Source organism: Nostoc sp. (assembly GCF_036917465.1).
In the GTDB taxonomy this organism is placed as follows: domain Bacteria; phylum Cyanobacteriota; class Cyanobacteriia; order Cyanobacteriales; family Nostocaceae; genus Nostoc.
Map to the genome: position 1 here is coordinate 1 of NZ_JBALDL010000041.1, position 19447 is coordinate 19447.

Consider the following 19447-nt stretch of genomic DNA (forward strand, 5'->3'; position numbering starts at 1 on the left):
GGCTGCGATCGCAATTTTGTTGGCTGTGCCGATTTTCCCTAAGCTTGATGTTGCCTGCCAACGGGTGAAGTCATCCACAGTAGTTGATTGCAGCAGTTGCACTAAGGCTGCGATCGCAAATTCATTGCCAGGGTCGATTTCCCCTAAGCTTTCTGCTGCATGCCAACGGGTGGAGTCATCCATAGTAGTTGATTGCAGCAGTTGCACTAAGGCTGCGATCGCAATTTTGTTGGCTGTGCCGATTTTCCCTAAGCTTGATGTTGCCTGCCAACGGGTGAAGTCATCCACAGTAGTTGATTGCAGCAATTGCACTAAGGCTGCGATCGCAAATTCATTGCCAGGGTCGATTTTCCCTAAGCTTGATGTTGCATGCCAACGGGTGGAGTCATCCATAGTAGTTGATTGCAGCAGTTGTACTAAGGCTGCGATCGCAAATTCATTGCCAGGGTCGATTTTGCCTAAGCTTTCTGCTGCCTGCCAACGGGTGAAGTCATCCACAGTAGTTGATTGCAGCAGTTGCACTAAGGCTGCGATCGCATCTTTATTGCCAGTGCCGATTTCCCCTAAGCTATCTGCCGTCCGCCAACGGGTGGAGTCATCCACAGTTGTTGATTCCAGGAGTTTCACCAAGGCGGCGATCGCTTTTTTGCGGTCTGTTTGTTGCAGTGCTGATCTAGCTTCGTCTTTGATTGAACTCTGGCTATGAATTGTCCACTTGACAATTTGTGTTACTATTTCATCTGCTTTTTCATCTGCTTTAAAATATTCTCTAAACTCTGCAATTCCTGCGGCGGCTAAAAAATAGGCGCGATATTCATAAAATTTTCGACATCCATCTTTAAAATTAACTAAAGCATTAATAAACTCTTGCTTTTGCTGTTTGAGGTTTTCTTCTTCTCGCCCTAACCAAAGTAATATTGTTTGCTTCCATTGCGGTTCAAAGATGCGATAAGTTCCTTGACAGGGATTTTTAGGAACGTGCTTGAGAAAAAAATGCCAGTCATCAATTGCTTTAGCAGCAAAGTACTCTTGAAATGAGGCATGAAAGAAAGCGTAAACAGGGTTTCTATTTGTATCTATCCCTACACAGTTCAGCCAGCCGCGATTTAGTGCCAACTTCAAAAGCGAATTGTCATCATCAACATCTCCCAATAACTGATTAACAAAATCCTGCCCCAAGCGAAAACGAGTTGCTTCTTTGTCTATTGCTGCTTTAGCCAATTCCCCCAATTTGATATTGAGTTGCTGACGCTGGTGAGAGTTTGTAGCAAATTCCTCTTTTTTCCACTTGTAGAAGTCATCAACAAATTGCTGATAGAGTCCCGCTTGAGTATCCAGTAACTTGCCATCTCCTGATTGCCAATTCAAGCACAGCAGCGTCAACCGAAGAGGATTTTTCACTAAATCCTGAATCCGTTCTTTACCTGATTCTTTCAACGCAGTACATAACTGCTTCCCAGTTTCGGGAATAGCAACGAACCATTTGGCAATAAATTTCTCTACCTGTTGTGGATAAGAAAAATCTAAACTGCGATAGGTATCAAAATCATCAAGTGCATTAATGCTGCCATCCCACAGATTAACCCGACAAGTCAGCACAATTCGCGCTTGAGAAATTAACCCTACTTCACGGAATTGTTGGGCAATTTCTGTTAGAGGATTAGATGCGGACATTTCATCTAACCCATCTAGCAGCAGCCACACATTATTTTGATTAAACAGAGCAACAAAATCATCCTTAAGTTGCTTAGTGGCTTCAGTTTTACCTGTTTTCTCAGCAACCTGAGTTAACCAAGTCTCCAACAGATAAGTTTTTAGTTCCTTCTCTCGCAAATCTGCTAAAGATACCCAAATCACAATTGACTGGTTAATCTCACGAGATACCCAATCAGCAATTTGCTGTAAAAGTGTTGTCTTTCCTGCACCTGGTTCGCCAATGATTGCAATTTGCTTACCTTGACTTTTAGGCGTGTTCTTCTTTTTGAGAACTTGTTCGAGAAAAGCATCATGCTCAAATGTTTTGGTGATTTCTGTCTCTTTGTACAGTTCTGAACCCTGTTCTGGAGAAACATCACCTTGACGCTTCGATACTTTTTTGCGCTCAACTAATCCCAGTGGTACATAAACATCATCAACTTGTAGGGCGACCCCTTCAGTTGATGTCAGAGGGTTTGTAGTTAACTTTCGCCGTTCTGCAAGTATTTCACGGCAGACTTCACGCCAGCGATCGGGAGTTAACTTTGTCCCATGCTCCCCTTGAGACGACTGTAGTCAAAAGTTGAAGTTATTAGTTTGGTTATTTATCTGTCCTTGATTTACAACCCCAATTTTTTCTGCTAGCTGCGTCAGATTTTGAATAGTTGGCTGTTGAGACTTGAGAGTATTTTCTATTTCTTCAATTTTTTGAGTAAGTTTTGGTTCTGCTTTTGCTGCTGCTTCCACTTCCACAACAGCTTGAGCAATTTCTGGATCTGCGTCTGCTGCTGCTTTCAGTTCCAGCACTGCTTGACCATAATCTAATCGCTGCGGTTCATTTCCCGCAACAGCACTGGTGAGTAATGGCGATTTATTCTTCTGGCGGAGTAATCCGATTAACTTACCAGGAGCCGTCCATAAAGCACCACCAATGTTTTCGCCGATTTTTTCCTGTGCTTTAGTCCAAAGCGTAGTTGCGATCGCAGTAGCAACAGCCGTAAGTGTTACAGTTACCATAAATTCACTACAAATTAAATTAAATAATACAAATAGTATTACGCAAAAGCTGGGCGATTATTACTGATATAACCCACTTTTTTAACCCGCGCAGGCGGGTAAAGTCTTATGTAGCCGTGATTTCTAATCGCCAAGGCACTATAAAATAATCGGTACGTTAGCCATTGGCATAACGCACCCTACGAAATATATGAAACCTAATTATGAATTATTAATTGGAAGCTGCCTTTTCTGCCACATTACGAATTATCTCCTCCAGCGTTTGGAGTAATTCTTGCTCGTTATAAGGTTTAGCAAAGTAAGCCCGCGCTCCCAATTGCATAGCTAGTTGTCGATGTTTATTGCTGCTACGAGAAGTCAGCATCGCAACTGGAATATTTTTTGTATCAACATCTGAATTAACCTTACCTAAAAAGCCATATCCATCTAGGCGAGGCATTTCAATATCACAAATTACCGCTTCAACTCTTAATCCACTATGGAGTTTTTCTAAAGCATCTTGACCATCTTTTGCTTGTTCTACTTGATAACCTCCCTTTTCAAGAGTCAAAGCTAAAAATCGGCGGACATTAATCGAGTCATCCACAATTAATATTGTACCTTTCTGCTTAACAGATGCGGCGGATATTTTATTTTCATCAAATATCAAAAATGGTGTTTTTAACCTTGCTGATGGTAATTGAGTACCTTTGGAAGTCCGCCGATTTGTAGCAATCCAATACAACAATTCATTAACATTAACTAGCGGCACTACTCGACCATCACCGAGAATTGTGCAGTTGCTGAAGCCTTCGGGTAAAGGTATATTTCCCTCAACTTGGCGAATAGCAACTTCTTGTTCGCCCCAGCAACGATCTATTTGGATTGCTACTGGCTGATTATTCCCTTTGACTACTAACACGCTGTTAGCATTAATTGCTGCCGGAGTATCTAATTCTGAAGTATCGTAGCGCAGACAATTAAACTCTAAATAACGAGTTAGGCGAATCAGTGGCAACATACTTCCTTGCCAATTGAGAACTTCGCTACCTGCCATTTGGAAAACTCGCTCATCTTGGAGTAAAGATATTTCTGAAATGACATCTGTAGGAAATGCCAACAGCATTTTGTTGATTTCTACCAGCAGAACTCGGGCAACGGAAAGTGTAAATGGTAATGATAGGGTGAAAGTAGTCCCAACTCCTGGTTCCGTATCAACTTTCACATCTCCTCGAATTAGTTTGAGGTTGTTACGAACTACATCCATGCCGACACCGCGACCAGATAATGCTGTAACTTGTTCGGAGGTAGTAAAACCTGGTTCAAAAATTAGTGATAATAGTTCTTCATCACTAGCATTTGCGAGTAAAGAAGCATCCAATCCCATAGCTAAAGCGCGGGTGCGAATTTTCTCTAGAGAAATGCCCCAACCATCATCTCGGATGGTAATTAGGGTGCGATTACTGCGGTGACTAGCTGTAATTTCAATTAATCCTTGTTCTGGTTTACCCAAAAGGCGACGAGTACCAGAGTCTTCGATACCATGATCGAAAGCATTCCTTAAGAGATGCATTAAAGGTTCGTTTAATGTTTCTAAAATGCTGCGTTCAATTAAAGTGTTGCCACCTTCAATTTTTAACTGGACATTTTTTCCATACTCTACATTTAAATCGCGCAAAGCTCTAGGAAAACGTTCGGTCAAATCGGATATCGGCCGCATCCTGATGTGATTTAGCTTTGTCTGTAACTGTTTGGATGTTTTGTTAATTTTACGAGCAATTTGATCTGTATCATCTACACTGAGTTGCACATCAGTTGTAACTTCCTGTACCTGAACAATGGTTTCCATAACTTCCTGCGATCGCAGGTTTAAATCGTTATATCGATCCATTTCTAAGGCATCAAATTCTGTGTCTACACCTTGTGTTTGGTCGCTATTTTCAGATGGCGATCGCACTGGAGTAGAAATTTTGCCATAAGCTACACGTAAATCCTGATTTTCCCGGTCGAGAACTTGTACTCGCTGGTTCAGGTTACGAACCAGTTTGCGTAACCTTTCTAGTTGCGAGTTTAAGCCATTTCGTTGAACAATCAGTTCGCCAAACAAATCATTAATTTGTTCTAGTTGTTTACTGGGAACTCGAACGCTATTTTCATGAATTTCCCGATCTTTAATAACACCATTTGACTCTCCTTTACCTTCGCTATATTTAGCATCGAGAGAATTATTTTCTCTAGTGAATATTGTATTTTGCTCAGTGACATTGATAGCATTAGCATCATCTGCAAATTCTGCATCTACAAATGTAAAATTAGCAGCGATACCTGCGGTGGGCTGCGCCAACGCTTCATGATTAGTCCAATTTTCTCTAATGTTTTCTGGTTGCCAAACAGATGTAGGCACAACTTCTGTATCGACGATATCTGTATCTGCGGCAGGAAGCTGTGATATTTCTGCTGCTGCTGGTAATAGTAGTGGTGATTGCGTATAACTACCAAAGTCAAGTTCTGTAGGTAAGTTATCTAATTGATTTGTCAGCACCAAAGCTTGCGATCGCCGCCATGCTTGCAATGCTAACTGGGCTATTTCGGGAATGCGATCGCTGCTAGCCGTTTCCAATTGCTGCGTTACTGACTCACAAAGCTTGCTAAAAGCTACCAACTGGAGCATTTCACCCAAACCGCCCAATTCAGCCGCCATAATCACAACTTCTTCATGCAAACCGGGCTGTTGGCTATCTGCCAACAAAGATTCTAGACGCTGCAAACACTCTTCTACTTCTGTGGCAAATAGCAAGGGGATAACGTCTTGCCCATCCTCCGGGGATAGCATGGATGAGGCATCCTCTGGGGTGGGATCGCCCAAGCGATCGTGCAACTCATCAAAAACTGGGTAACAAAAGGTTGCTAACCACGCATCTTCAACCACATTTCCTTCTGCAAGCAATTCGACAATCTGCCGCAGCCAATCAACTCCAGATAGCAATAAACTTTGCAACTGGGTGTCAATTTCTAGAGAATTTTTTTTAGTTTTTAAAACTTTGAAGGAATCTTCTAAACGGTGAGATAAATGACTTAGCGATTTAAATCCCATCATCCCTGCACCACCTTTAATAGAATGAGCGGCGCGGAGTGCAGCATTGATTTTATCTAAATCGATACGGTTACTAGTATCGATTTCCAGCAACACACCTTCTAACGTATTTAAGTAATCAGTTGCTTCTTCCAGAAACTGCATCTGGATTTCCAATTCTTTGTCTTGTAACATGGTTTTTGTCCTTAGTTATTAGTCATTGGTCATTATTAAAAAGACAAAAGACAACGGAAAAATAACAAAAATCATTCGTCATTGGTCACTAGCAAAGGACAAATGACAAATGACAAACTTAACTAACTTTGAAAGCCTCTACAGTCTCTTGCAACTGCTGGGAAATTTCTACAGTTTGTTGCAGAGATTGGGAAACTTGATGAGAAGAATCGCTGGTGCGTTGTGATATAGCAGCAATATCTTTCATCAATTGGCTAACACTTTGCGATGTTTCAACCTGAGATGCAGTTGCAGTGGAAATCGACTGCACTAAGGAGTCAATTTGAACTGAGACATCCAAAATTTCACTCAGACTTTGTTTAGCCTCCTCCACAATTCGAGTTCCTTCCACTACTTGAGTAGTGCCTATTTCCATCGCTAGCACCACTTCACTGGTTTCTCGTTGGATATTTTCAACAATTTGTTCAATTTCTTGGGTTGCTGCGGCACTCCTAACTGCTAGTTCGCCAACTTCTTCAGCAACTACGGCAAAACCTTGACCTTCTTCACCTGCACGCGCTGCTTCAATGCCGGCGTTAATTGCAAGCAAGTTAGTTTGAATAGCGATTTGGTTAATCAAGGACACCACACGAGAAATTTGTTGTGAAGATTCTCCCAGACGTTTCACTTTTTTAGCAGTTTCACCCACAGTTTCCCGCAAAGACAGGATATTTTGGACTGTTAAATCCATCGCGTGTCCACTCTTGGTAGCAGTGTGGGCGGCATGATTAGCAACGAAAGCAGCTTTTTCGGCACTTTCGGCTACAGCTTTCATGGATTGGGTCATTTGGTCAACAGCATCGAGGGTGCGGTTGATTTCGGCAGCTTGGGTAAGCGCTTCTTCTGCTAAGTGGCGGATGGCTCCTTCGTTAGAGCCAATGGCAGTATTAACATGGGTGGCGGCTTGTTGAACTTGGGTAACAATATCCCGGAGGCTTTCGACAATGGAGTTGAAAAAGTCGGCAACAGTTCCTATTTCTCCAGCCGTCACGTCTGCACGCACAGTCAAGTCACCTCTGGCTGCACCTTCTACATCGTTGAGCAGTTCTAAAAGTTGCTGTTGCAGTGTTTCTTTTTGATGCCGTTCGTCGTCAGAACCGATAACTGCGACATTCCTAACTTGTTCTATCTCTTCTAATAACTTCGCTTGTTCTAAGGCGTAACCAACTTGAGTCGCTATCTGTTGAAACAAGTCAATTTCCGGTTGTTGCCAAACACGCACAGTTTCGCAATGATGAGCAATTAATAAGCCTAAAAGTTGCTCTTGGGCAAGAATTGGTACGACCAAATTACCTTTGACAGCAAATTTTTCCAAAAATTGAATGTAACTGTTAGCATTTTTCAGACTTTGGTCTTGATGAATATTTGCAACTACTTGCACCTGTCCATCACGATAAGTTTCTAGATAACGTTCTCGAAAATAAGGATCGTCGATTTTCACTCCGAGCATTTCCGGCCAATTACCAGTTACCGATTCCGCAACGACAACGCCATCCCGATTATCTGCATTCAGATCATAAATGATTACCCTGTCTGTTTTTAGCACTTGCTCAACTTCTTTCACTGCTGCGTGATAAATATCTTCAGTTTTGAGACTTTTCCGAATTCGTAGGGTAATATCTGCTAGTAATTTTGCTCCTTCAACGTTTACTTCTTGTTCCTTAACTAAAACCTGCAATTGTTCGGCCATAAGGTTGATATTTGCACTCAATACCCCTAATTCGTCTTCACTTTCGATTTCCACACGGGTATTGAATTTACCTTGACCAAGCTTTGCTAATGCCGCAGTTGCAGTGAGAATTGGCAGTGTAGTCAGTTTAGCTAACCAAGATGCGATCGCACCCACAATTAATGCTGTCAGTGCTGTACCGATGGCTATAGTCCACAACAATTGTCTTTGTGGCTCAAATACAATTGCTGTATCTGTAGATAAAAGTACTTGCCAGTTTAAATCTGGTAAGCCGTCTAGCCTACTGGCTGGTACGTAGCTGACTAATTCTGGTTTTTTGTCAGTTTTGGGAACATCTATAAAACTATCTACCTTGTTTGCTGTCAGCAGTTTAGGTAAATTAGCATACTCTTGCTTTGCCTCTTTCCCTAATAATTCCTTTTGGGGACTCAAGAAAACTCTTCCTGAAGCATCAAGTAAATAGTATTGTTGTCCATTGGCTACGTAGTTCTTGATTACTTCTTGTAAAGATTTTACGGGCATCCGCGCTCTTACTATGCCAATAGTTTGGCCTTTCCTTGTGTCTTTCACAGGTGCGGCTATATAAATATTCACTACACCAGTATTTTTTGCTGCTTCCGGTTTACTGATGACAGGAGTATCTTTTTGTAAAGCCTCTTGAAAGTAGGTAAAGTCTTTTTGGTTATCCAGGGGTTCGCCTGTGGATTGGACAATCAAATTACCTTGGCGATCGAAAACAGCAACGCTATCATAAGCTTTGTAGGCTTCAACAACTCGATCTAGGACTGCTTGCTTTTGTAAATTGCTGATACTACCTTGGGAACTTGTCAAAAAAGGCAAACTTGATATCACTTGAATATCTGCGTAGCGTCCCAACATGAAGCGGTTAATTTTATCACTTAAACCAGTGGCTTCAGCTTGTTGAGACTGGGTAATTTGCTTAGTAATGGACTTATTGGCAAAAGTAAAAGCGATCGCACCGATGCCCAATACTGGTATTGTAGCGATTGCGATCGCTAAAATAGTCGCTTTCTTAGCCAACCCAAGCTTTTTAAAAGAGGCAAAAGCTTGATTTAGCGAAGAATTATTAGCCGTTTCATTACTATTTTTAGTTGGCAATTTGATGGCACTACCAGTTATTTTTTGGGATGAAATCAGTGATGCTCGATTTTGAGCGCTACTACCTTGATTTGCATTAGTTTTATTAAACATAAAAGTAATTCTCCTAACTATGTGAATAAGAACACTAAAATTTTTAGTAGTACACCCTACTCACTGCGGAGAATAGAAGACTGCCCAATTGCCTGTGCATCTAATACCAGCAATATTTCTTCTTGCTGGACAACACAGCCACATAAATAAGGAACTAAACTGGATGCCACTTGTCCTATAGGCGATTGAATATCATCAGGAATGAACTTAGTTGTACCTTTGATTTCTTGCACAACTAAACCCAACACCAATGATTCCACTTGGATAACGATCGCACTGTAGTGCCGCAGTCGATAATCTAGAGATTCTAAATTCAGCATTCTTGGCAAATCAACTACCCAAATTATCCGACTCCGCCAATTCATTAATCCTAATATGCAGGTAGGCATATTAGGCATTGACGTTACGGATTCAATAGGCACAATAATTGCTTCTTGCGTATGTTTCATTGATAAAACAGCAGCAGTCTGTTGATTTAGTTGAAACTTTAGATAACCGGCTGCTAAATTATTTTGAGTTGATTTTAAAGGAAGTGTAATGTTTAGACTAGTCATTGATTTAAATTACCACTGATTTAATAGTACGTAAGAGATGTTCCCGCGTATAAGGTTTAGTTATGTAGGCATCTGCACCTTGTCTCATCGCCCATAAACGGTCAATTTCTTGATTTTTGGAACTACAAATAACAATCGGTACTTTTGCAGTAATTGGATTTTTTCTCAGAGAACGACACAATTCAAATCCGCTCATTTCTGGCATTACTACATCAGTAACGATCGCATCTGGCTTTTCTAACACAGCTTTTTCTAAACCCTCTTTTGCACCACTTGCTTTAATTACGTTGTAACCACTCTCTTTCAGATAATGGCTCATTAACTCCAGTTCACTGGGAGAATCTTCTACAATCAGAATTGTGCCAAGCAAAGTTAGGCTCACTATTAAATCTCCTAAAAAAATAAATTAAACATATTAGCTTTGTTATTTTTATTTGCCTTGTTTTAATCAATCAAGATGCTTAAAAACCATTTTTAGCAATTCTGATTGTGTAAAAGGCTTAGTTAAATATCCTGACGATCTGACCATTTTTGCCTTTGCCCTGTCGATAAATCCTGTTCTCCCTGTTACCATAATGATAGGTGTATGTTTGAAAGTTGAATGTTTTCGTAATAAGGAACATAGCTCATAACCATCTAAACTTGGCATCTCAACATCTAGCAAAATCAGATCGGGCTTACTCCGAAGAATTTGCATTAGAGCCTTCACCGGATCATTGATAGTTACAACTGAAAATGCGTTTTCATCCAAAAAGTGTTTGATAGAATTCAAAACTGTTTGGCTATCATCAATGCAGGCAATTGTATATAGTTTTTTGCCAACAGTTGGCTGAGTAGTTTTATTATTTTCAGGAATATCAAAATTGATTGGTATCGGCAACTTTTGCCCAAGTTTTATTTGTAGTTGTGGCTGAACTTGAGACGGTTGTATTTTAGACAAAACTTGAGAACCCGCACCAGCCGGAATTGATGACTGGATATTCTGCCGATTTCGTAACTGCTTTTGACAGTGTTCAACAAGTAACCGTAAATCCAGGCGACAGAACTTTGGTAGTTCATCCAAAGAGCTTTCCGGACTGAATTCATAGCTACCTTCTTTTAAGCATAAAAATGATTCCAGTACTTCTTTTGCTAATTCATCTATCAGAATTGCTGCTTGCACAGTGGTAATATAATCCTGATTTACTAACCAACAAATAGCTTGGTAATCCGCATTAGGTATTGATTGATGTTCATTCTTTGTCTCAAACATCAGTCGCATCTGCACGCGAGTGGCGCTGTTGAGAGCGGGAATTTGTTGGCTTAAGCGTCGTAAGTGACTATCAAGCCGCTCAAACAGTTTATCTGAATAGGAGGCATAAGTAAGTTTACCGTCCTCTAGATAAAGTGACCAAGAAACTATTCCAGTAAATATGCTTAAGCACCCTGTAGCACGCCGACTAGTTAATTGTGCCAACAGAGATAGCGGATGTAGTTTCTGGAACAACCTGTAGCTACCTATAGGAGTTGTGCTCATTTTGCTTTTACTTCAGCTAAATTCGATCCGTGTAAACTAAATTCGTATAGAGTTATCACACAATTAAAATCAAGTAAAAAGCATAAAACTTTTGTATATTAAAATACATCAGTTAATATTTAGGGTTTGTGTGAAACTCAACGAAAATAGCGTTATTTTCAAACGATCAAATCTCAGCAAATTGGTAAATTATTATTAATTTACTTCCTGTTACTGAGATTTACAGACATCTTTGGAGAATAAGACATAAAAATGTCAAGACTAGATGAAGCCACTTTCCATTGAGTAACCCCAATCTGACCACAGGAATAATACTGATTTTCTTAAATCAATATATTCAAACTTATGTATTTACACTTAAATTAAATCAAGTCTTTAAGCATATCAGTACTAAATAAAGCCACTCTCCATTAAGTAACCCCGTTGTGACTACAGGGATAATACTGATTTTTTTGATAAAAATAAAACACAATTTAGAATAGCTAATGACAAAACTAGAAAAAGGCGTGAAATTAATCAAGTCTCCAGGTGAATTTTTCTGGTTTTTCAAAAGATTTGCGCGATCGCCAGTTTATTCGTACTGTGGATGTAGTGTTAGTGCGCTTGCCACATCTCTAGATTAAGCATTAGATGTATAATTGCTGAATGCTCCGTGTCTTTATTTACTGGCTTTATGCGTTATTCTGTATTGGCCACTGACTACGACGGTACACTAGCAACTGACAATCATGTAAATCAAAAGACTTTGGCGGCACTTTCGCGTCTGCGGAATTCTGGTTACAAGCTTATCTTGGTGACAGGTAGACGGCTAGATGAATTGCTGCAAGTTTTTGTACAAGTAGATTTATTTGATTATGTAGTAGCAGAAAACGGCGCTTTGCTGTACTCACCAGCTACCCGCGAACAGAAATTATTAGGTTCGCAACCACCAGCAGAATTTATTAAGGCATTGCGCGATCGCCAAGTCAAGTCCCTGTCAGTTGGCCGTGTCATTGTCGCCACTTGGCATCCCCAAGAAACCATAGTTTTAGAAACTATCCGCAAGATGGGATTAGAATTACAAGTCATATTGAATAAAGGTGCGGTGATGGTGCTACCGTCAGGAATTAATAAAGCCACAGGGTTAGCCGCCGCCTTGGATGAGATGCAGTTATCACCTCAAAATGTAGTCGGGATTGGCGATGCAGAAAATGACCTTGATTTCCTGAGTATTTGTGGTTATTCAGTAGCAGCTGCCAATGCTTTACCGACGCTCAAAGAGCGTGTGGATTTTGTGACTAATGGTAGTCGGGGTGATGGTGTTATAGAACTAATTGAAAAACTCATCACCTCAGATTTAGTTGAATTTGGGCATTAATTTAAGCAGGTTTTTGCACATAAAAAAAGGAGAGTAGCAATACTCTCCTAACGTAATATGAGTGAGTTAGAATTTATTTTTTAGCGGTGCATTCTCGCTTGACGTTCACGCAATTCACGAGCATGATGTTCACGAGCTTGGCGTTCCCGTAATTCACGAGCGCGTCGTTCACGAGCTTGGCGTTCCCGTAATTCACGAGCGCGTTGTTCGCGGACTTGACGTTCGTGTTGGAATTTACTGTTATTAAAAGCTACAGTATCATGATTAAAACGATCGCGATCGGATTTAAATTCAGCAGCATTAGCATTTTGAGAAACAGCAGCAATTGAAGCAACTGCTAATAAGCTTCCAAGAACAATAGATTTAAAGCGGTTCATATATTCTTTAATGCGCCTTGCATTACTTGATTTGTACATTCTCAATGTAATCCGAATAATCAGGCATACGCCTGTATACAAAGTCATGTTGAGATAGTTACTTTTGTAACTAATATTAGGATTTATATTTTATTTCTGAAAATTTATAACGCCTGAAACCTTACCTGACATGGGTTATACTCTACTATGCCTAGCAAGACTCAAATCGGATTTCTATATTAGAGATGATTATTCAAAACTTTATATAACTGAAAATCCGTGTACAGAACATTTTGCTCCCTTGAAGTTAGTCTTTAGCCTTGTGGCAAATGCCCCCACAGTGCAGTGCTACAGCAAATGACAAAGCCCAGCCACAGCCTGAAGTTTCCTCTAAAGAAAAAACGTCAAGGATGAGATATGGCAACAATTACCACAACAGATGATTGTCTTGAAGTTTGATATTACCCAATAAATGATCGATCGCAAAATTATAAGTGCGGATAAAAGGACTTGAACCTTCACTCCTTTCGGAACTAGAACCTAAATCTAGCGCGTCTGCCAATTCCGCCATATCCGCATCAGTTTACTATATTACCACAAGAAATTATTTTTGGGAATAGGGCAAACGAGCAGAATCATAATGCTCAATGCTCAATGCTCAATGCTCAATGCCCAATGCCCAATGCCCAATGCCCAATTACATAACTGCAACGCGAGGCAGACGATGCTTAAAGCCACAGAGAATTTCCCATGAAATAGTATTTAATTGTTCTGCCCAATCGTCTGCTGAAATTTCTTCTTTTCCCTGTTCCCCTAGCAAAGTGACCACTTCCCCTTCTTGGATATTCGGTATAGCACTCACATCCAGCATCAACTGATCCATTGTAATTGTCCCGATTTGCGAAACTCGCTGACCGCGAACTAACGCCTGCATTTTATTAGAAAGACTGCGAGGAACGCCGTCAGCATAGCCAATTCCCACGACAGCGAGGCGAAGTTCGCGCGGGGCTACAAATTTATGCCCGTAGCTGACAGCAGTTCCTTTGGCAATTGTTTTAACTTGGGTGACTCGTGCTTTAAGTTGCAAAACGGGCTTGAGGTCAATCGCATTTTGTAAATGCGGTGCTGGGTAAAGTCCGTAAACAGCTAAACCTACTCGTACAATATCGTAATGCAATGCCCGATCTGTCAGTGCGGCTGCTGAGTTTGCCAAGTGCAAGCATGGCACTTCAATTCCCATTACTCTGATTTGGGCGATCGCTGACTCAAATCGTCTATGCTGTTCTTCCATTGCCGTAGTATCAGGATCGTCTGCTGTTGCCAAATGAGAATAAATACTGGCAATAGACAGATGTGGTAAGCGCTGCACTAACTGCACAAATTCCCCAGCTTGCTGCCAATTAGTTCCCAACCTAGACATTCCCGTATCTAATTTGATGTGTACAGGCACTGGAGAACTATGATTCATGGATTCCAGGATATCGGAAAATACCAAAGCTTGTTTAGGGCTACAGAGTGTGGGCTGAAGATTCCAATGTGCGATCGCATGAATCTGTTCTGGTGTATTAGTTGCTCCTAAAATCAAAATGGGCGCTTCAATCCCGCCTTCTCGCAATTGAATAGCTTCTGGAACTGTAGCGACTCCCAGCCAACTAGCTCCCGATTGAATTACAGTTTGGGCAACTGTTACCGCTCCATGTCCATAAGCATCAGCTTTTACTACTGCCATCAACTGAGTACGCGGCGATAAAAACTGCACCAATTGCTGTACGTTATACGACAACGCCCCTAAATCAATTTCTACCCAAGCTCGTTGCGAAAACCACGCGTAGGGATCGCACTGCTGATTAGGAACTACACCAGGGATTTCTTTGCGACTTAACATTTGTACTGACTCCTATCCCACTACGGCTAAACTTTCAAGTTATCTATCTATACACGCTCCTAAAAGCGAGATCAGATTAAATAGGAAGTTTAACCTTCATATTGGAATTGATACAAGATATTGCGGTAGTAAACTAAGAGTTAGGAGTTGTGAGTGAGGAGTTTAGGACTTAAGCGAAAACTTTCTGGAACTCTTTGTTATTTTTTATTAAGTGCAGGACGTTGCCTGAACGTGTCCCTTGGATTGAAAAGTTTTGTTTGCCCTTGATTTTGGCAAAGCCAGACGCTTGCAGACTCGCTAATGTTAGAAGCAGTCGTTCCATTCTAACTACTGTACAGACCCGATTAATCGCGTCTCTCCTGACTCATAACTTAATTGCCGAATTATACGGAAAGTATAATTTATTCTCATCTCTCTAGCAGGGTGTATTTGTGTTAACATTTATGTAAAGCTAACACCCTGAGCGCAGATACATGGGGAAGGTTTTAGTCTTAAACGCATCTTACGAACCTCTCAATATAACGAGTTGGCGACGTGCTGTTGTTCTGTTAATCAAAGGCAAAGCAGAACACGTAGAACACAATGGTAAATTCTTGTACTCGGATTTTCCATTGCCGACCGTGATCCGGTTACGTCATTACGTGCGCGTTCCTTATAAAGAAATTCCTCTAACTCGCCGAAATATCTTGCACCGTGACGGTCATGCCTGTCAATACTGTGGTTACACAGGGGATGAGTTGACCTTAGACCATGTAATACCGCGATCGCGCGGCGGGGGCGATACCTGGGAGAACATTGTGACAGCTTGTGTCCGTTGTAATGTTAAAAAAGGCAGTCGCACTCCCAATGAAGCTCACATGCCTTTACGCCATCCTCCCCGGCAACCTTATAGCAGCCTCTATTTCGAGGTCAGTAAACATCTTAAGAGTGGACTGCATACAGAGTGGCAAAAGTATGTTATAGGTCTTTGAGCAAAAATATAAAGGAGCAGAGCAGAAAGAAGAAATATCTTCTTGGTTTGGGATACACTAAACGACTTTAGTTGTAGGGTGTTAAGGAATTGCTGGCTAGTATGAGCTGCAACGAAGCGATCGCGTCTTGTAGACAGGTGCAATTAATTAACGCTCAATCTTCTACACTTGTGTATGAGGTTTCCCTTTTGCTCTCCATCCTCTCTGAATTATCAGAATTTCAAAGGGGATACAAACAGGCGTTGTTAACCAAAAGTAATTGTTAATTGCTCAATAGTCACAATAATGAGATTATTGAGCATAAGAATATTTTAAATATCAAGGACTAACCCAAAAGTATAAGATAGAAGTAGACCCAAAGTAAGATAAAAATCCTACTGATTCAATTTACAGAAGAAGAAAAAATCTCCTCAAACAGATTTATGCTGCCAGATCCAGCCCGATATATAAGACTTCCTTGCTTTTAGCACTCATACACCCTCTAGTAGAATTTAGTTGATGTCAAGCACTGTTACTGACAAAAAATATACTTAGATGTATAGTGCAATGTCTTGATATTTTTGCGAAGATCAAAATAATGTGGCTAAATTCAGTGAATTACCGATCTTAGTATTTCTGAATTAAAGGAGCCTCACACTTTAAAAAAAGTTCCCTATGTATTTGAATTCTTCCGTTACTCAGTTTGAGAGTTTGTCATTGACCACAGCAGAGCCAAGCCCAGAGGAACCTGAAATCGAGAAAGCGCCAGTGGAAGTTGCATTTAAAAGTCCATCATTACCGCCATCGGTAGGTGAAGGAGCTATATTTCTCAGTAACCGTAGTAATTCTCTGGCACAACAAAAGTCAGAAGAACTGCAAAAAACTCTTTTGGCACACCGACACGATCGCCAATTGGTAATTCTGCAAGATTTCCCTGACCCGGATGCGCTTTCTTGTGCCTGGGCTTACCAGTTAATTGCCCAGCAATATGATATCAAATGCGAAATCATTTATGCAGGCGCATTGAGCCATCAAGAAAATATTGCCTTGGTGAGATTGACTAATCTACCTATCCAACGCTGTACACCGCAAACCTTGAGAACCAAAGATTTATCCTGTTATCAAGGTTTTGTGTTAATTGATAACCAGGGAACCACTTCGCAGCTACTTTCAGCAGTGCAGCACGCGAGAATTCCCTTAGTGGTACTCATAGACCATCACAGTATCCAAGGCGATCTCCACTCAGAGTTTGAAGATATCCGTCCTTACGTAAGAGCGACGGCAACAATTTTTACTCAATATCTCCAAACAGGGTTATTGGCATTAGATAGCAGCATAAATCAACACGTTAAATGTGCAACTGCCTTGATGCACGGCTTGCGATCGGATACAAATCGATTGATGCAAGCACAAGAAGAAGACTTTATGGCAGCTGCGTATTTAAGCCGATTTTATGATGCTCAACTGCTAAATGCTATTTTACAGGCGAACCGTTCCAAGCGGGTAATGGATGTGATCGAGCGATCGCTCAAAAATCGCATCGTCCAAAATAACTTTTCCATTGCTGGTGTAGGTTACTTACGCTACGAAGACCGCGATGCCATCCCCCAAGCGGCTGATTTTCTCGTCACCGAAGAAAACGTCCACACCGCCGTAGTTTACGGCATTGTTCATGATGAAGATGAAGAATTAGAAATAGTCATTGGCTCCCTGAGAACTAGCAAACTTACCCTTGACCCTGATGAATTCATCAAAGAAGCCTTTGGACAAGATAGTGCCGGGCGCTTTTTCGGTGGTGGAAGGACAAGCGCAGGCGGCTTTGAAATTCCGATGGGTTTCTTATCTGGCAGCAACGAAAATTCCGCTTATGCGAAAATGAAATGGGAAGTATTCGACACTCAAATTAAGCAAAAACTGCTGAGGTTGGTTAACCCTAGAGACAACCCCATTCAGTCGGAGTAGACGGAGATTAAGGAGATGCGGAAAACTCCTAACTCATGCAGCAGTCAAAGTGTTTGGTCAGATAACATCCCTAAGTCATTGGTGATAAACATACTTCCCGACTTTTTATAAAAGTCGGGAAGTATGTTTTCATAGGGGCTGAACTGATTGAGGGTTTAGTGAATGCCTAATGTTATTTGTATCGTCTGTCCCTTTTCTGTAGATGAGATTTTAGACTTAGACTTTTATCCCAACGGTAACGAATAACTATGTTGTATATATATAAATATGCCCAAGAAATAAGGAGTCAGTTGTGAAAATTATTGTAAGTTTGTTAACTAATTATCAAGATATGCACTTGGAATGCGAATAATGCCTTTTGAATTTCTCATTCCAAGACGGCCTGTTTCGTTACAGACAAAGAAAAGGGAAAATCTTCAGGCATGGAAGAATTTTGTGCGCGTTGAAGCCCAAAAGGTTTGGAAAGATAAAAGTCCCATTACAAAAGGCGATATACAGTTGACGTTAGTTTATATTTGTGATGAGTTTCCGGCTGATATTGATAACATTATCAAGCCAATTCAAGATGCACTTGTAGACTTAGTTTTTGAAGATGATAGCTTAATATCAGATGTAGATAGTCATCGTCGGTTTCTGTCTGACCCGATTGATATTAAAAGTCTACCTTCCTTGTTACAGAGTGCTGTTATTCTAGGTAAAGAGTGTGTTTATGTAAAAGTGAGCGAATCTCAAACACTGGAAAAATACTTATGATTAACAATACTAAAAATCTCCTTAATGAAAAAATAAAATCTCTGGCAGATAAGTATGTTAGTGAAGGATTTCAAGTTTTGATTAAACCAAAAACGGATGAATTACCCTTTAATTTGGATAACTATCAGCCAGATATGATTGCTACTAAGAATAACTCAGGTTTAGTAATCGAAATAAGAACCAGCTTCAGCCGAATTTCTGTGGAGCGTTTACAGGCCTTAGCAGAAGAAGTTAATATGCATCCAGGTTGGCATTTTTTATTGGTAAGTCTGGAAGATATAGAAGCTAAGTCATTACCTGGAATATCGGAACAACTTCCTTCATGGCAAGAGCTAACCGATCGGTTTTTCCAAGCACATAAGCTTATTGAAAATGATGCAATTGAACCTACTTTTCTTTATATGTGGAGTATTTTTGAGGGGGCTTTAAGAAAGCGAGCAATTGATGTGTCAATTCCTATTGAGCGTTTCCCAGTCATAGGATTACTAAGACATCTGTACTCTTTGGGAGAGTTATCAATCTCTCAATTTGACCTTGCTCAAGCTTGTTTTGAAGTTCGTAATCGTCTTGCTCACGGATATATTGAAAACCTAACTTTGTCAGTTGTGCATAATTTTGACAATTTGGTTCGTGAATTGTTAGCGGAATGGAAAGTAAAACTCGCTATTAGTCAACTTTCATCAGAGGATCTAGCTACTTTTCGTGCCTGGTTTGCGGAATTTGATGCAGCAGCCTTGGATAAACGACAAGAATTATGGAGAAATTTAATAGTTCAGAAGAGCAATCTCATCTCACTAGAACTAACTATAGATTTAATAAATGAGATAAGTGAGAAAAAACTAAAGAAGGAATTAGACGACGAGCAGGTTATAAACGTCAAATTCGCTATTAGTCAACTTTCACCAGAGGATCTGGCTGCTTTTCGTACCTGGTTTGCGGAATTCGATGCAGCAGCCTGGGATAAACAGATTGAAAAAGATGCAACCGATGGCCGGTTAGATGCATTAGCAGAGAAAGCACTCAAACATCTTCGAGAAGGGCGTTGTACTGATCTGTGAAACATCGAGCAACCCCAGATTTTTGGTATTACTATCGCCAGTTACCAATTGATATCCAAGAGCTTGCTGACCGATGTTACGATTTTCTTCAGGAAGATCCCAAATATCCATCATTGCATTTCAAAAAAAAAAGTTAAAGTTGGTCAGTTTTGGTCA

Annotated in this window: 14 protein-coding genes and 1 tRNA gene; 5 read left to right on the forward strand and 10 right to left on the reverse strand. The window is 40.6% G+C overall.

The genetic code is table 11. The features are described from left to right. From V7K38_RS07885 to V7K38_RS07915, 7 genes are all read right to left on the reverse strand, one after another. Nucleotides 1–2202: NACHT domain-containing protein (locus V7K38_RS07885; protein WP_334857079.1), on the reverse strand; the 2202-nt coding region annotated here is incomplete at its 3' end. A 69-nt stretch (nt 2203–2271) separates the two neighbouring features. Continuing rightward, nucleotides 2272–2712: a hypothetical protein gene (locus tag V7K38_RS07890; protein WP_334856806.1), complete on the reverse strand. Its 441-nt coding sequence runs from the start codon at nt 2710–2712 to the stop codon at nt 2272–2274. A gap of 211 nt (nt 2713–2923) precedes the next feature. Beyond that, nucleotides 2924–5959 carry a hybrid sensor histidine kinase/response regulator gene (locus V7K38_RS07895; RefSeq protein ID WP_334856808.1) on the reverse strand — a complete coding sequence of 1012 codons (3036 nt, stop codon included), beginning with the start codon at nt 5957–5959 and terminating at the stop codon, nt 2924–2926. A 118-nt stretch (nt 5960–6077) separates the two neighbouring features. After that, nucleotides 6078–8900 (reverse strand): methyl-accepting chemotaxis protein, encoded by a 2823-nt coding sequence (locus V7K38_RS07900; RefSeq protein ID WP_334856809.1) that lies wholly within the window; start codon nt 8898–8900, stop codon nt 6078–6080. A 56-nt stretch (nt 8901–8956) separates the two neighbouring features. Continuing rightward, nucleotides 8957–9454, reverse strand: a complete 498-nt coding sequence (locus V7K38_RS07905) for a chemotaxis protein CheW (protein WP_334856811.1) — start codon at nt 9452–9454, stop codon at nt 8957–8959. 4 nt (nt 9455–9458) lie between these two features. Next, nucleotides 9459–9836: a response regulator transcription factor gene (locus V7K38_RS07910; protein ID WP_334856812.1), complete on the reverse strand. Its 378-nt coding sequence runs from the start codon at nt 9834–9836 to the stop codon at nt 9459–9461. Nucleotides 9837–9902: 66 nt separating this feature from the next. Further along, nucleotides 9903–10970: a response regulator gene (locus tag V7K38_RS07915; protein ID WP_334856814.1), complete on the reverse strand. Its 1068-nt coding sequence runs from the start codon at nt 10968–10970 to the stop codon at nt 9903–9905. A gap of 652 nt (nt 10971–11622) precedes the next feature. On the opposite strand from V7K38_RS07915, the gene V7K38_RS07920 reads away from it, so the two are divergent. Then, nucleotides 11623–12327, forward strand: a complete 705-nt coding sequence (locus tag V7K38_RS07920; protein ID WP_334856815.1) for an HAD family hydrolase — start codon at nt 11623–11625, stop codon at nt 12325–12327. 80 nt (nt 12328–12407) lie between these two features. Here V7K38_RS07920 and V7K38_RS07925 read toward each other — a convergent pair whose 3' ends face one another. The 3 genes from V7K38_RS07925 to alr form a co-directional block, all read right to left on the reverse strand. Next, nucleotides 12408–12791: a hypothetical protein gene (locus V7K38_RS07925; protein WP_334856816.1), complete on the reverse strand. Its 384-nt coding sequence runs from the start codon at nt 12789–12791 to the stop codon at nt 12408–12410. A gap of 387 nt (nt 12792–13178) precedes the next feature. After that, nucleotides 13179–13260 (reverse strand) — tRNA-Leu (locus tag V7K38_RS07930). 120 nt (nt 13261–13380) lie between these two features. After that, nucleotides 13381–14568: an alanine racemase gene (gene alr / locus V7K38_RS07935; RefSeq protein ID WP_334856818.1), complete on the reverse strand. Its 1188-nt coding sequence runs from the start codon at nt 14566–14568 to the stop codon at nt 13381–13383. A gap of 473 nt (nt 14569–15041) precedes the next feature. Between alr and V7K38_RS07940 the strand changes: the two genes are divergently transcribed. From V7K38_RS07940 to V7K38_RS07955, 4 genes are all read left to right on the forward strand, one after another. Further along, complete coding sequence (locus V7K38_RS07940; RefSeq protein ID WP_334856819.1) at nt 15042–15539, forward strand: HNH endonuclease; 498 nt, start codon at nt 15042–15044, stop codon at nt 15537–15539. A 654-nt stretch (nt 15540–16193) separates the two neighbouring features. Next, on the forward strand, nt 16194–17480 hold the full coding sequence (locus tag V7K38_RS07945; protein ID WP_334856821.1) for a DHH family phosphoesterase: 1287 nt from the start codon (nt 16194–16196) through the stop codon (nt 17478–17480). Between the two features lie 351 nt (nt 17481–17831). Beyond that, the gene (locus V7K38_RS07950) at nt 17832–18233 is read left to right on the forward strand and encodes a RusA family crossover junction endodeoxyribonuclease (RefSeq protein WP_334856822.1); all 402 of its coding nucleotides are present in this window, start codon (nt 17832–17834) and stop codon (nt 18231–18233) included. Continuing rightward, on the forward strand, nt 18230–19291 hold the full coding sequence (locus tag V7K38_RS07955; RefSeq protein ID WP_334856824.1) for a hypothetical protein: 1062 nt from the start codon (nt 18230–18232) through the stop codon (nt 19289–19291). Before V7K38_RS07950 ends, V7K38_RS07955 begins: the two co-directional genes overlap by 4 nt. The last annotated feature ends 156 nt before the right edge of the window (nt 19292–19447 follow it).